Source organism: Cellulomonas sp. P4_A2, assembly GCF_056402515.1.
Genome location: NZ_JBFUHG010000021.1, coordinates 65,978 through 80,348, shown reverse-complemented (window position 1 = coordinate 80,348; position 14,371 = coordinate 65,978). Strand labels below are relative to the sequence as shown.

Below are 14,371 nucleotides of genomic sequence, written 5' to 3'. Positions count from 1 at the left end.
CGAGACGTTCCGACTCATCAGGAGGTCATGTGGACGCCAAGTTCACCACTCGTTCCCAGGAGGCCCTGGGCGACGCCATCCAGGCCGCCTCCGCCGCTGGCAACCCGCAGCTCGAGCCCGTGCACCTGCTCGCTGCGCTGCTCGAGCAGCAGGGCGGCGTGGCCAACGGGCTGCTCGACGCGGTCGGCGCCGACCGCAGCGCGCTCGGCCGTTCCGTGCGCGGCATGCTCGTCGGCCTGCCGACCGCCAGCGGCGCGTCCATGGCGCAGCCCTCGGCCTCGCGCGCCATGTCCACCGCGCTGGAGGCCGCCTCGTCCGAGGCCCGAGCCCTCGGCGACGACTTCGTCTCCACCGAGCACCTGCTGCTCGGCCTGGCCGCCGGACAGTCCGGCATCGCCGACGCGCTCCGTGCCCAGGGGGCGTCGCGCGAGGCGCTGGCCGCCGCGCTGCCGACGGTGCGCGGCTCCGCACGCGTCACCACCCCGAACCCGGAGGGCACCTACAAGGCCCTCGAGAAGTACGGCGTCGACCTGACGCAGCTCGCGCGCGACGGCAAGCTCGACCCGGTCATCGGCCGCGACTCCGAGATCCGCCGCGTCGTGCAGGTGCTGTCCCGTCGCACCAAGAACAACCCCGTCCTCATCGGCGAGCCCGGCGTCGGCAAGACGGCCGTCGTCGAGGGGCTGGCCCAGCGCATCGTCGCCGGGGACGTGCCCGAGAGCCTGCGCGGCAAGAAGCTGGTCTCGCTCGACCTGGCCGCGATGGTGGCCGGCGCCAAGTACCGCGGCGAGTTCGAGGAGCGGCTCAAGGCCGTCCTCGAGGAGATCACCGGCTCGAACGGCGAGGTCGTCACGTTCATCGACGAGATCCACACGGTCGTCGGCGCGGGTGCCGGCGGCGAGGGTGCGATGGACGCGGGCAACATGCTCAAGCCCATGCTGGCCCGCGGCGAGCTCCGGCTGGTCGGCGCGACGACGCTCGACGAGTACCGCGAGCGCATCGAGAAGGACCCCGCCCTGGAGCGCCGGTTCCAGCAGGTCTTCGTCGGCGAGCCGTCCGTGGAGGACACCGTCGCGATCCTGCGCGGGCTCAAGGAGCGCTACGAGGCGCACCACAAGGTCACCATCGCCGACTCCGCGCTCGTCGCGGCGGCCGCCCTGTCCGACCGGTACATCACGGGCCGCCAGCTGCCCGACAAGGCCATCGACCTCGTCGACGAGGCCGCGTCGCGCCTGCGGATGGAGCTGGACTCGTCGCCGATCGAGGTGGACGAGCTGCAGCGCGCCGTCACGCGTCTGGAGATGGAGGAGGTCGTGCTCAGCGAGTCCGACGACCCCGCGTCGAAGGACCGGCTGGCGCGGCTGCGCAAGGACCTCGCCGACCGGCGCGAGGACCTGGCGTCCCTGACGGCCCGGTGGGAGAAGGAGAAGGCCGGCCACAACCTCGTCGGCGACCTCAAGGCCCGCCTCGACGGCCTGCGCTCCGATGCCGAGCGGCTGCTGCGCGAGGGCGACCTGTCCGGTGCCGCGCGCATCCAGTACGGCGAGATCCCGGCGCTCCAGGAGCAGATCAGCGAGGCCGAGGAGTCTGAGGCGTCCGAGGAGCTCGTCGACCAGGGCCCGCCGATGATCGCCGACCGCGTGGGTCCCGACGAGGTCGCGGACGTCGTCGCGCAGTGGACCGGCATCCCCGCCGGGCGGCTGCTCGAGGCCGAGCAGGCCAAGCTGCTGCGCATGGAGGACGTGCTGGGCGAGCGGCTGATCGGCCAGAAGAAGGCCGTCGCCGCCGTGTCGGACGCGGTCCGTCGCGCCCGCGCGGGCATCTCCGACCCGGACCGGCCCACGGGCTCGTTCCTGTTCCTCGGCCCCACCGGCGTCGGCAAGACCGAGCTGGCCAAGGCGCTCGCGGACTTCCTGTTCGACGACGAGCGCGCCATGGTCCGCATCGACATGTCGGAGTACTCCGAGAAGCACTCGGTGGCCCGGCTCGTCGGCGCCCCTCCCGGCTACGTCGGGTACGAGGAGGGCGGCCAGCTCACCGAGGCCGTCCGCCGTCGGCCGTACTCCGTCGTGCTTCTCGACGAGGTCGAGAAGGCCCACCCCGAGGTCTTCGACCTCCTGCTGCAGGTGCTCGACGACGGCCGCCTGACCGACGGCCAGGGCCGCACGGTCGACTTCCGCAACGTCATCCTCGTGATGACGTCGAACCTCGGCTCGCAGTTCCTCGTCGACCCGTTGCTGTCGGACCGCGACAAGCGCGACGCGGTGATGGGTGCCGTGCGGTCGGCGTTCAAGCCCGAGCTGCTCAACCGGCTCGACGACGTGGTGCTGTTCGACCCGCTGTCGCTGGACGAGATCGGGCACATCGTCGGCCTGCAGGTGGAGTCGCTGGCCAAGCGGCTCGCGGACCGTCGGCTCACGCTCGAGGTCTCCCCGGCCGCGGCCGAGTGGCTGGCGCTCGAGGGGTACGACCCGGCCTACGGCGCGCGTCCGTTGCGCCGGCTGGTGCAGCGCGAGATCGGCGACCGGCTGGCCAAGCGGCTGCTCGCCGGCGAGGTCGCCGACGGCGACACCGTCGTCGTGGAGCGCGGCGAGCAGGGGCTCGTCGTCTCGTCGCACCACTGAGCAGGGAGTTGGGGCCCGCACGGGTGACGTGCGGGCCCCTTCTCTCGTCCGGAGGACCGACCGGGCCTCGCCAGCGCCTTCAGGTCGTCAGGCCGTGCCCGAACCGGAACGGCGGGTCGGCTCTGCATTGAATCCTGACCACGTGGTAGGCAGAAGTTACCATCTGGTCGGGATTCGGGAATGGTGCGATCCTGTGGACATGACGACGACGGCCGCCACCAGCGGCTCTGCTGCTTCGACCCGGCCCCGCGGCGGCTACGCCAAGGGCCGTGCGACGCGCGAGGAGATCCTGGACTCGGCGATGCAGCTGTTCGGCGAGGTCGGGTACAACACCGCCTCGCTGCGGGAGGTCTCCGCGCGCGTCGGCATCTCGCACCCCGGGCTGCTGCACCACTTCCCCAGCAAGGCGGCGCTGCTGGAGGCCGTGCTCGTCCGTCGCGACGAGATCGACGGCGCCGCGTTCCAGGCCGACCTGGACGCCGGCGTCGACTTCTTCGACGCGCTGGTCCGGATCGTGGAGCGCAACGCCGCCCGCCCGGGGATCGTCGAGCTCTTCGCCACCCTCTCGGCCGAGGCCACGTCGCCCGACCACCCCGCGCACGCGTACTTCCAGAAGCGCTACCGGCAGATCGTCGCCGACGCGGTCGAGGGCTTCGAGCGGTGGCGCGACGAGGGCCGGCTGCACGAGGGCGTCGACCCCGGGACCGCCGCGCGGCTGATGGTGGCGGTGATGGACGGCCTGCAGGTCCAGTTCCTGCTCGAGAGCGAGACCCCGCAGACGCGCGTCGACATGGCGGCCGCCCTCCGCCAGCAGATCACCGCGATGGTCAGCCCGGACGCACCGCCCCGGCCGTGACCGTCCGTCACATGCGGGTGGCGTCGGTCCCGTCGGCGAGGTCCGACCAGAACGGGACCCGCCGGTCGCCGTCGACGGGCCGGACCGGTGACACCGTGCCGAGGAACTCGCGGCCCAGGTAGTCGGCCAGGTCCGCGCCGTAATAGATGACGTCCCTGCCGTAGGCCGACAGGACCGGAGCACCCGTGGCCGCGCCCGCCGCCTGGTACCGGTGCCCGAAGACCGGCACCAGCACCGGCACGCGTGCGAGGTGGGCGCGCGCGACGGCCTCGTCCCCGCGCACCGTGCCCCACGACGCGGGCCAGAACCCGTCGTCGAGCGCGTCGGACACGACCCGTTCCACCGGCGTCGCGAGGAGGGCACGCAGCTCGTCGTCGTCGGCGAGCCAGTCCGGCCAGCCGCGGCCCACGGGCAGCACCCGGCTGAGCAGGTCGCGATGGTCGGTCCCGAAGGCGATGCCGAGCCGTCGCTCGACGTCGCGCAGCTCGTCGTCGGTCAGCCCGTCCTCGAAGACGACGCCGGCGTCGTACAGGTCGTCGAGCAGCGTCTCGGTCACCACACCCATGCGCCCAGTGTCCCCGCACCGGTGGGTCAGCCGGCGGCCACCTTGGCGACGAGGTTGTCCAGGTCGGCCAGCGTGAAGCTGGTCATGCCGAACGTCACCAGCACCTTGGCGGGCATCTGCGCGAGCATCGCCTGCATCGACTCGTCCATCGGCGGCATGTCCGCCGGCATGGTCAGCGCGCCCTGCATGAGCGGTCCGCCGACGGGGTGCGCGAACCACTCGCCGATCGTCGACATCGCGGTGAGCTCGCCCCACAGGGGGTCGCCCTCCACCTCGATCGAGACGGACCCGCGGATGTCGCGCGACGAGGCGCCGACCTCGATGACGAACTCGCCGCCCTCGACGACCCACCGGTGCAGCCCGGGGTGCCAGTAGGACAGGTCGCGACGAGTGAGCTCGAACGTCAGGGTGCGGGACTCGCCGGGCGCCAGCGAGACCTTGCCGAAGGCCTTGAGCTCGCGGGTGGGCCGCAGCACGGAGGCCTCGGGGTCGCGGACGTAGACCTGGACCACCTCGGCACCGGCCACCGATCCCGTGTTGGTGACCGTCACGGACGCCGAGGACTCCGTCGCCGTGACGTCGCCGTAGGAGAACGTCGTGTACGACAGGCCGTGCCCGAAGGGGAACGCCACGTCCGCCGCGCGGGTGTCATACCAGCGGTAGCCCACCAGCACGCCCTCGCCGTAGCGCACGTGCCCGAGCTCGCCGGGGAAGTTGCCGAACGCGGGGGTGTCCTCGATGCGGTGCGGGATGGTCTCGGTGAGCTTGCCCGACGGGGTGCGCTCGCCGCGCAGCAGCTCGGCGACGGCCGAGCCGCCCGCCTGGCCGCCCAGCCACGTCTCGAGGATCGCCGGCGCGAGGTCCTGCCAGTCGCTGACCGCCACGGCGGAGCCGTTGGCCAGCACGACGACCACCCGCGGGTTGACCGCGGCGATCGCGCGCAGCGCCGCCACCTGGTTGTCGGGCAGGCCGAGGCGGGGGCGGTCGTAGCCCTCGGACTCGTCCGGCCCGGGCAGCCCGAGGAACACGACGACGGTCTCGGCGGTGCGGGCCACCTCGACGGCGCCGGCGCGCAGCGCCTCGTCGTCACCCTCGGGGCCGCCGGCGATGGTGAAGCCGGGGGCGAACGTGACGTCGGAGCCGAGCGACGTGAGCGCGTCGTCGAGCCGCGTCGGGTTGACCTGCGAGGAGCCCGCCCCCTGGTAGCGCGGCGTCCGCGCGAACTCGCCGATCACGGCGAAAGACCCGGCCAGCGGCAGAAGGGGCGCGCCGTCGACCGGCTCGTTCTTCAGCAGGACCGACCCGTCGGCGGCGGCCTCCCGAGCGAGCGCGTGGTGGGTGTCGACGTCGAAGGTCACCTCCCCGGACAGCCCCGGCAGGGAGCGCTCGACCAGGCGCAGCACGCGGCGGACGGCCACGTCGAGCACGGACTCGTCGAGCGAGCCGTCGCGGACCGCGGCCACGACGGCCTCGTCGGAACCCGCACCGGAGGCGGGCATCTGCAGGTCCAGCCCGGCTGCGAGGGACGGCACGCGGTCGTGCACGGCGCCCCAGTCGGACACGACGAGCCCCTCGAACGCCCACTCGTCGCGCAGCAGCTCCGTCAGCAGCCAGTGGTGCTCGGAGGCGTAGGTGCCATTGAGCTTGTTGTAGGCGCACATCACGGTCCACGGCTGGGCCTGGGTGACCACGCGCTCGAAGGCCGGCAGGTAGATCTCGCGCAGCGTGCGCTCGTCGACGTCCGCGGAGACGCGCATGCGGTCGGTCTCCTGGTTGTTCGCCGCGAAGTGCTTGAGCGAGGTGCCGACGCCCTGGCTCTGGATCCCCTCGACCAGCGCGGCGGCGAGCGTCCCCGCGACCACCGGGTCCTCGGAGACGTACTCGAAGTTGCGGCCGCACAGCGGGGTGCGCTTGATGTTCACGCCCGGGCCCAGCAGCACGGCGACGTCGTTGGCGCGGGTCTCGCGGCCGAGCGCCTCCCCGACGCGGTGCAGGAGGTCGACGTCCCACGACGAGCCCAGCGCGGCCGCAGGCGGGAAGCAGGTGGCGGGGACCGAGTTGCCGATGCCCAGGTGGTCCGCCTCCTCGGCCTGCTTGCGCAGGCCGTGCGGACCGTCGGTGACCATGATCGCGGGGACTCCCGCGCGCTCGACCGGCTGCGTGTGCCAGAAGTCGGAGCCGGACGTCAGCGACGCCTTCTCCTCGAGGGTGAGCTGAGCCAGGACGCGCTCGACATCGAAGACCTGCGTCATCGCGGGCAATCTCCTTGTGCGGGTTTATCGGTACAGAACCGTACGCACCGACAGTAGCCCATTCCCTACCAAGTGGTAAGGGTCCTAGGGAAGCTGTGCCGAGTCGTCCAGGAACGAGCCCGTGACCCCGCCGCCCGCGACGACGGCCAGGCACAGCCCCACCCGGTCGCCGCGGGCCCACGACCGCTCGGTCGGCGCCCAGGTGGCGGGGGTGACGCCGGCGTCCAGCTCGGCCTGGTCGAGCACGCACGAGCGGGCGACGCGCGAGTCGGCGACCCGTTGTCCCGGCCAGACGGCGTCGTCGGAGAACTCGTACACCGTGACGACCTGGGCCTCGTGCGGGTCGGCGCACGGCACCACCCGGACGCTCTCGACGCGCCCGTCCGCCGGGAGGGTCTCCAGGCAGTTGCCGGTGACGAGCTGCTGGGCGTGCGCGGTCCGGGCCGACGAGACGTCCGCAGGCAGGGGCCGCGTCGCGACCGCCGTGAGCACCCCGGCGGTGACCGCAGCGACGAGGGCCAGGGTGCCGACGAGCCCGAGCACGGCACCGGCGATCGCCATCCCCTTGCCGCGCGTCCCGCCGCGAGCGATGCGGCGCAGCGCCAGGACCGCGAGCACGAGCGCCACCGGTCCGAGCAGCAGGATGCCCGTGACCAGCGACCAGACGGCCAGAGGCTCCACGCGTGCGCGAGGCGTCGGCCAGCCCGCCGCGTAGTACGGCTCCGGGTTGCGGTAGGCGTCGGTGCTCAGGTGAGGCTCCCGGCGGTGAACGTGAGCGTGTGCTGGACCGCCGATCCGGTGATGGGCTCGTCGTCGTAGGTGAAGAACGTGCAGTACCCGGTGCCGCCGTCGAGCGAGTCGAAGTCGTCGGGGTGCGGGGTGAACAGCACGAGCTCGCCGTGGTCCTGGTACCCGTCCGGGAGGATCGTCTCGGCATCGGCGACGCACTGGTCCCAGGCGTTGGTCCACACCGGGTCGTCGGCGCTCAGGTCGCTGCTCGTCGGCTCGACCAGGTACGACATCGCCACGACCTCGCCCTCGTGCGTGGTGCCGCAGTCGACCACGGACGTGTCGCTCATGTCGTAGGAGTAGGCGTAGACGTCGAGGCAGTCGCCCAGCTGGAGGTCGGTGCGCAGCGTGTAGTCCGGCAAGGGGTCGGCGGCGTACTCGTCGCCGCCGCTGTCCGTCGAGCCGTCCCCGCTCCCGTAGTCGTACGGGTCGGCGGCGTAGGGCTCTCCGGTGTCGCTCGTCACCAGCGCGACGACGAACCCGACCACGGCGAGCATGTAGACGATGCCCACCGAGCCGAGGACGACCCCGGCGATCGCCATGCCGCGGCCGTTCTTGCCGTTCCTGCGGATCCGCCGCAGCGCCGCGATCCCGAGCCCGAGCGCGACAGGCCCGGGCAGGCCGCTGAGCACGACGAGGCCCGCCAGTCCGGTCACCATCGACGCGATCGCCAGCGGCTCGTTCGAGGCCGGTTGCGGCGCGTAGTACCCGGGTCCGTAGGGCGACGATCCGTAGGCCGTGCCGTTGGGTGCGCCGAACGGCGGCGGTGCCTGCCCGTAGCCCGGTGCCTGCCCGTAGCCCGGTGCCTGCCCGTACGCCGGGGCCTGCCCGTACGGCGACGGCTGGCCGTACGGCGACGGCTGGCCGTAGGGAGTCGGCTGGCCGTAGGGCGTACCGGTCGGGGCAGGGCCGTAGGACGCCTGGGGCGGGGTCCCGTACAAGGGCGCGCCACCCGCGTCGGGCGGGGAGAACGGGTTGTTCGCCTCGACGGCCGGGCTGAGCGGCGCCGTCGGCGCGGCGTCGGGGCGGGCCGGTGCCGCGTACGGCGCGGGCGGCGGCAGGACGGCCTCGTAGCCGCTCGGCGGTGGAGGTACAGGTCCGCGGTCGCTCTCGTAGCCACCGGGCACGGTGTACGGGTCGGGCAGCGGAGCCGGCCCCCCAGGCTCGTTGCTCATGCGCGCAACCTAGTGCAGCGGGCGCCGGGCGTCATCGACCGCTCCGTCAGATCACCCGCATGCGGTTCAGTCGGCGATCTGCAGGATCACGGGGACGTGGTCCGACGGTGCCTTGCCCTTGCGCTCGTTCCGATCGATCTGCACACCGGTCACGCGGGCGGCCAGCGCGGGCGTGGCGTACGTGAGGTCGATGCGCATGCCCTCGTTCCGGGGGAACCGCAGCTGCTGGTAGTCCCAGTACGTGTAGGTGTGCTCGGCGGGCTGGTGCGCACGCGAGACCTCCGTGTAGCCGACCTCCGCGATCGCCCGGAAGGCGTCACGCTCCGCCGGGGTGACGTGCGTGCGGCCGGCGAACCAGGCCATGTCCCAGACGTCGGTGTCGAGCGGCGCGATGTTCCAGTCGCCGACGAGCGCGACCTGCGCCTGCGGGTCGGCCTCGAGCCACCCCCGGGCGGCGTCCCGCAGCCGGGCGAGCCAGTCGAGCTTGTAGGCGAAGTGCGGGTCGTCCACCTCGCGGCCGTTCGGCACGTACAGGCTCCACAGCCGGACGCCGCCGCACGTCGCCCCGAGCGCACGCGCCTCCGCGACCGCGGGGTCCCCCCACGTCGGCATGCCGGGGAACCCGACCTCCACGTCCTCGATCCCCACCTTGGAGACGATCGCGACCCCGTTCCACTGGCTGAAGCCGCTGGTCACGACCTCGTAGCCGAGGGCCTCGAACGCCTCGCGCGGGAACTGGTCGTCCTTGCACTTGGTCTCCTGCAGGGCGAGCACCTCGACCCCGGTGCGCTCCAGGAAGGCGAGTGCACGATCGGTGCGCGCGCGGATCGAGTTGATGTTCCAGGTGGCCAGACGCATGGGGCGAGACGTTACCGGGCGCCGACGGTTCGCCTAGCCGTACGCGTCGTGCGCGTGGTCCACGGGGGCGGGCGTCGTGCGTCCCACGACCAGCGACCACGCCCAACGCGCCACGTCCTCCGGCGGCGGGAGCGGGTCCATCCGCAGCCAGGCGCTGTAGACGGCGATCACCGAGCCGGAGATCCCGGCGGCGAAGACGTCGAGCGGCATCTCGGTGATCGGCTCGGAACCGTTCGCTCGCATCGTGTCGACGGCGAGCCGCTTGAACCGTTCGTGCAGCCGGTTCATCGCGACCAGGGACCCGTGCGAGCCGAGCGCGTCGCGGTAGAGGTCCACGTTCTCCGCGATCAGGCGCGCGTACCGCACCAGGGTGACCGGTGGCTCGTCCGAGGGCCGGGCGGCATCGACCGAGACGGTCTCCATGCCGAACTGCGACGCCTGGGTGTCCAGGGCGTCGGCCAGCAGCGTGTCCGTGTCCGGGTAGTGCTGGTAGAACGTGCTCCGGTTGACCGTCGCGCGGTCCGTGACGTCGGCGACGGTGATGTCCGTGAGCGTCTTCTCGTGGGCCAGCGACAGCAGGGCGTCCTGCAGGAGCCGGCGCGTGCGCAGCACCCGCGGGTCCACCCGCACACGGCCGTCATTGCCCGTCATGCGCCCCACTGTAGCTACGCAACGCCTGTCGGGTTCAGTCCACATGCCGAAACGTCGAAGATGGGCGACGATGCCCGACGACCTCGGACGCAGGCATGACGAGACCCGGGTCGCCCCCTCCGACGGCCCGGGTCTCGTGTGTGACGGGCGGGCTCGCGGCGCAAACCGCCGCCCAGCTCCGTCCCCCTGCTGTAGCCGTGCTCCCGCACACGGCCGCAGCTCAGCCGCTTGCTCAGACCACGTCGTCGTCCACCCAGTCGAAGGTCTTGGTGACGGCCTTCTTCCAGAGGCGGTACTGACGGTCGCGCTCGTCGTCGGCCATGCTCGGCTCCCAGCGCTTGTCCTCGGCCCAGTTGTCGATGACGTCCTGCTCGCCGTTCCAGTAGCCGACCGCGATGCCGGCCGCGTACGCGGCGCCCAGCGCGGTGGTCTCGGCAACCTGCGGACGCACCACGGGGACGCCGAGGATGTCCGCCTGGAACTGCATGAGCAGCTCGTCCTGGACCATGCCGCCGTCCACCTTGAGCTCGGTCAGGTTCACGCCCGAGTCCGCGTTCATGGCGTCCAGCACCTCGCGCGTCTGGAAGGCGGTGGCCTCCAGGGCGGCGCGGGCGATGTGGCCCTTGTTGACGTACCGCGTCAGACCGACGAGCGCGCCGCGGGCGTCGGAACGCCAGTACGGGGCGAACAGGCCGGAGAACGCCGGCACGAAGTACGCGCCACCGTTGTCGTCGACCGTCTTGGCGAGCTCCTCGATCTCCGGTGCCGTCGAGATGATCCCCAGGTTGTCGCGCAGCCACTGGATCAGCGAGCCGCTGACGGCGATCGACCCCTCGAGCGCGTACACGGTCGGCTGGTCGCCGATCTTGTAGCAGACGGTGGTGAGCAGGCCGTTCTTCGACGGGACCGGCGACGTGCCCGTGTTGATGAGCATGAAGTTGCCGGTGCCGTAGGTGTTCTTGGCCATGCCGACCTCGAAGCACGCCTGCCCGAAGGTGGCGGCCTGCTGGTCTCCGAGGATGCCGGCGATCGGCACTCCGGGGACCATGCCGCCCTCGCGGCCGGTGCCGTAGACCTCGGACGAGGAGCGGATCTCGGGCAGCATCGACAGCGGGATGCCCATGTCGTTCGCGATGTCCTCGTTCCACGTGAGCGTGTCGAGGTTCATCAGCATGGTGCGCGAGGCGTTGGTCGGGTCGGTGACGTGCACGCCGCCGTCCACGCCGCCGGTCATGTTCCACACGACCCACGAGTCGGTGTTGCCGAACGCGAGCTGGCCGGCCTCGGCCTTGGCGCGGGCGCCCTCGACGTTGTCGAGGATCCACTTGATCTTCGGGCCGGAGAAGTATGTGGCCAGCGGCAGGCCGACCTTGTCCTTGTAGCGGTCCGCCCCACCGCCGAGCGCCCCCAGCTCCTCGGCGATCTTCTGCGTGCGGGTGTCCTGCCAGACGATCGCGTTGTAGACCGGCTCGCCCGTGGTCCGGTCCCAGACGACGGCCGTCTCGCGCTGGTTGGTGATGCCGACGGCGGCGATGTCCTTGTAGGTGAGGTTGGCGCGCGTCAGGGCGAGGCCGACGACCTCGCGGGTGTTCTTCCAGATCTCCGCGGCGTCGTGCTCCACCCACCCTGCGCGCGGGAAGATCTGCTCGTGCTCGAGCTGGCCGGACTCGACGATGTGCCCGGAGTGGTCGAAGACGATGGCGCGCGAGCTCGTGGTGCCCTGGTCGATGGCAAGGATGTACTGGGTGTCGGGCATGGTGCGAATTCCTCCGAAGGTCGTGCGGTGCGATACGAGGTCCGGACGACGCCGACCAGGGGGCCAGTGGCGCCGTCCGGACGCTGGGGGGCTGAGTCAGCGAGCCGTCATACGACGTAGGCACCGGCGACGAGACCGCCGATGACGCCGCCGACGAGCGGTCCGAGGACGGGGACCCAGGAGTAGGACCAGTCGCTCGAGCCCTTGCCCTTGATGGGCAGGAGGGCGTGCGCGATGCGCGGGCCGAGGTCACGGGCCGGGTTGATGGCGTAGCCCGTCGGGCCACCGAGGCTGGCACCGATGCCGACCACGAGGAACGCCACGGGTAGCGGCCCGAGGGCTGCGGGGTTCTTGGCGAAGCAGAGGATGACGAACACCAGGACGAAGGTGCCGACGACCTCAGTGATGAAGTTCCATCCGTAGGTCCGGATGGCCGGACCGGTCGAGAAGACCGCGAGCTTGGTGGCGCCGTCGGCGTCCTCGTCGAAGTGCTTCTTGTAGGCGAGGAAGCAGATCAGGGCGCCTATCGCAGCGCCGAGCATCTGTGCGGTCACGTAGTAGAACCCGTTGGCCGCCGTGACGGGAATGCCCGGTGCGAACTCCTCCGCACCGCTGGCCCAGATGCCGATCGTCACCGCGGGGTTGAGGTGTGCGCCGGACTTGAAGGCGGCGTACACACCAGCCATGACCGCGAAGCCCCATCCGAAGTTGATGAGGAGCCAGCCACCGTTGAAGCCCTTGTTCTTCGGCAGGATGACGTTCGCGACGACACCTGTACCGAGCAGCACGAGCAGCCCGGTCCCCATCACCTCGGACCAGAAGGCATCTGTCATTGTGTAGTCCACAGTCGACCCTTTCTGACGGACGTCGTTGTCACGTTCACCTCGCGGAGGACCGCGAGGAGTTCTTAGGTCCCGACAGGACCGGAGGAGCCCCTCCCGGCGGGCGAGCGCGGCTTGGTGCCGGCGTCGACCTTCTCCTTGGCGTCGTCGACCCCGAGCATGGGCGCGAGGTCTGCCGCACGCAGGCGCACCTTCTCGGCCGACGAGTCGTCGGTCTCCTGCGCCGCGGCGTCCTCCGCCTCGGCGCGGGCGACGTACGCCGCGATCTCCTTGCTGCGGGTGGCGTCGTCCCAGCCCAGGACGGGTCCGACGAGGTCGGCGATCTCGTCGAGCGCACCGACCCCCTTGTCGGCCTGCTCGTAGTTGAGCCGCGTCCGGTGCATCAGCACGTCGTCCAGGTGCAGCGCGCCCTCGTGGCTGGCGGCGTAGACGATCTCGGCGCCGATGTACGCGTCGGCGTTCTTCAGCGGCTCGGCCAGGGCCGGGTCCGCCTCGACCAGGTCGATCAGCTCGCCGAGCAGCGACCCATACCGGTGCAGCAGGTGGTCCATCCGCGGCCGGCTCCAGCCGTACTTCTGCGCGATCGCCCGCGACTGCCGCTGGAACACCTGCAGGCCCTCGGCGCCGACGAGCGGGAGGTTGTGCGTGATCGACGGCAGCGTCGTGGCGCGTGACCCGATCGCGAAGTCGACGGCGTCCTTGGCCATCACGCGATAGGTGGTCAGCTTGCCGCCCGCGATGACGGTGAACCCCGGCGCCGGGGAGGCGACCGTGTGCTCGCGGGAGACCTTGGCCGAGCTGGTGCCGGCCTTGACCTGCGGCTGCAGCAGCGGTCGCAGCCCGGCCCACGTGCCGATGATGTCCTCGCGGGTGAGCGGGCGGGACAGGACCGCGTTGGCGTGCTCGATCACGTAGTCGATGTCGGCGCTCGTCGCGACGGGGTGCGTCAGCTCCTGCACCCACGGGGTGTCGGTGGTGCCGATCACCCAGTAACGCGACCACGGGATGATGAACAGCACCGACTTCTCGGTCTGCAGGATCAGCCCGACCTCGCCGGCGATGCGGCTGCGTGGGACGACGATGTGGATGCCCTTGCTGGCCAGCACCCGCAGGCCACCCTCGGAGCCGGCGAGCGACTCGGTCTGCTCGGTCCAGACTCCGGTGGCGTTGATGATGTGCCGGGCGCGGACGTCGATGTGCTCGCCCGTCTCCAGGTCCACCAGCTCGGCACCGGTGACGGCTCCGCCGGAGGTCGTCTGCAGGTCCTGCACCTGGGTGCGGCTGGCGGCGCGCGCCCCGTAGGAGACGGCCGTGCGGACCAGGGTCTCGACCAGGCGTGCGTCGTCGACTGCCGCGTCCCAGTACCGGACCGCGCCGATCGCCGCGTCGTGGCGCAGGTCGGGGAAGAGCCGCTCCATGCCCTTGCGCGTCAGGTGCCGGTGGATGGGCAGCGCCCGCTTCCCACCGTTGACCGACGCGAGCGTGTCGTAGAGCGCCACGCCGGCGCCGACGTAGGCCCGCTCCCACACGCGGTTCTCGAGCGGGTACAGGAAGCTGACGGGCTTCACCAGGTGCGGGGCGAGGCTGTTGATCAGCAGGTCGCGCTCGGTGAGCGCCTCGCGGACCAGGTGGAAGTCGAGCATCTGCAGGTAGCGCAGACCGCCGTGCACGAGCTTGCTGGACCGGCTCGACGTGCCGCTGGCCCAGTCCTGCGCCTCGACGATCGCCGTCGACAGGCCCCTGCTGACCGCGTCGAGCGCGATGCCTGCGCCGGTGACACCGCCGCCGATCACGAGGACGTCGAGCTCGTTCCCGCGCTCGGCGCTCGATCGCAGAGCGTCGAGCGCGTCCTGTCGTGCCTGGGCCGTCAACGGCGCCGTTCGCATATGCCTTGCCCCTCGTGTCGCCAGATTCCTTGCTGTGGACCACTTCGTCCCGTTCGCCCGTTACCGGGCCCTTGGCTATCGTCGTCACGGAGCGAACGAACGCGCAACCTGGGTGCA

The 14,371-nt window shown here is 71.5% G+C and carries 11 protein-coding genes; 2 read left to right on the top strand and 9 right to left on the bottom strand.

The features are described from left to right. Positions 1 to 29 precede the first annotated feature (29 nt). Positions 30 to 2,624 carry an ATP-dependent chaperone ClpB gene (clpB, locus tag AC1DUE_RS17290; RefSeq protein ID WP_477040654.1) on the top strand — a complete coding sequence of 865 codons (2,595 nt, stop codon included), beginning with the start codon at positions 30 to 32 and terminating at the stop codon, positions 2,622 to 2,624. A 199-nt stretch (positions 2,625 to 2,823) separates the two neighbouring features. Then, the gene (locus AC1DUE_RS17285; protein ID WP_477040653.1) at positions 2,824 to 3,480 is read left to right on the top strand and encodes a TetR/AcrR family transcriptional regulator; all 657 of its coding nucleotides are present in this window, start codon (positions 2,824 to 2,826) and stop codon (positions 3,478 to 3,480) included. A 7-nt stretch (positions 3,481 to 3,487) separates the two neighbouring features. Here AC1DUE_RS17285 and AC1DUE_RS17280 read toward each other — a convergent pair whose 3' ends face one another. The 9 genes from AC1DUE_RS17280 to AC1DUE_RS17240 all read right to left on the bottom strand — a co-directional run bounded on the left by AC1DUE_RS17280 (position 3,488) and on the right by AC1DUE_RS17240 (position 14,254). Then, on the bottom strand, positions 3,488 to 4,045 hold the full coding sequence (locus AC1DUE_RS17280) for a hypothetical protein (RefSeq protein ID WP_477040652.1): 558 nt from the start codon (positions 4,043 to 4,045) through the stop codon (positions 3,488 to 3,490). A 26-nt stretch (positions 4,046 to 4,071) separates the two neighbouring features. Then, positions 4,072 to 6,297, bottom strand: a complete 2,226-nt coding sequence (locus tag AC1DUE_RS17275) for an aryl-beta-d-glycosidase (RefSeq protein WP_477040651.1) — start codon at positions 6,295 to 6,297, stop codon at positions 4,072 to 4,074. Between the two features lie 84 nt (positions 6,298 to 6,381). After that, positions 6,382 to 6,978 carry a DUF4190 domain-containing protein gene (locus tag AC1DUE_RS17270; RefSeq protein WP_477040650.1) on the bottom strand — a complete coding sequence of 199 codons (597 nt, stop codon included), beginning with the start codon at positions 6,976 to 6,978 and terminating at the stop codon, positions 6,382 to 6,384. Positions 6,979 to 7,043: 65 nt separating this feature from the next. Continuing rightward, positions 7,044 to 8,261: a DUF4190 domain-containing protein gene (locus AC1DUE_RS17265; protein ID WP_477040649.1), complete on the bottom strand. Its 1,218-nt coding sequence runs from the start codon at positions 8,259 to 8,261 to the stop codon at positions 7,044 to 7,046. Positions 8,262 to 8,327: 66 nt separating this feature from the next. Further along, positions 8,328 to 9,119: an exodeoxyribonuclease III gene (locus AC1DUE_RS17260; protein ID WP_477040648.1), complete on the bottom strand. Its 792-nt coding sequence runs from the start codon at positions 9,117 to 9,119 to the stop codon at positions 8,328 to 8,330. 33 nt (positions 9,120 to 9,152) lie between these two features. Continuing rightward, positions 9,153 to 9,770: a TetR/AcrR family transcriptional regulator gene (locus AC1DUE_RS17255; protein ID WP_477040647.1), complete on the bottom strand. Its 618-nt coding sequence runs from the start codon at positions 9,768 to 9,770 to the stop codon at positions 9,153 to 9,155. Positions 9,771 to 10,002: 232 nt separating this feature from the next. Continuing rightward, positions 10,003 to 11,526 (bottom strand): glycerol kinase GlpK, encoded by a 1,524-nt coding sequence (glpK, locus tag AC1DUE_RS17250; protein ID WP_477040646.1) that lies wholly within the window; start codon positions 11,524 to 11,526, stop codon positions 10,003 to 10,005. 107 nt (positions 11,527 to 11,633) lie between these two features. Then, positions 11,634 to 12,359: an MIP/aquaporin family protein gene (locus tag AC1DUE_RS17245; protein ID WP_477040645.1), complete on the bottom strand. Its 726-nt coding sequence runs from the start codon at positions 12,357 to 12,359 to the stop codon at positions 11,634 to 11,636. Positions 12,360 to 12,433: 74 nt separating this feature from the next. Continuing rightward, the gene (locus AC1DUE_RS17240; RefSeq protein WP_477040644.1) at positions 12,434 to 14,254 is read right to left on the bottom strand and encodes a glycerol-3-phosphate dehydrogenase/oxidase; all 1,821 of its coding nucleotides are present in this window, start codon (positions 14,252 to 14,254) and stop codon (positions 12,434 to 12,436) included. Positions 14,255 to 14,371: the final 117 nt, after the last annotated feature.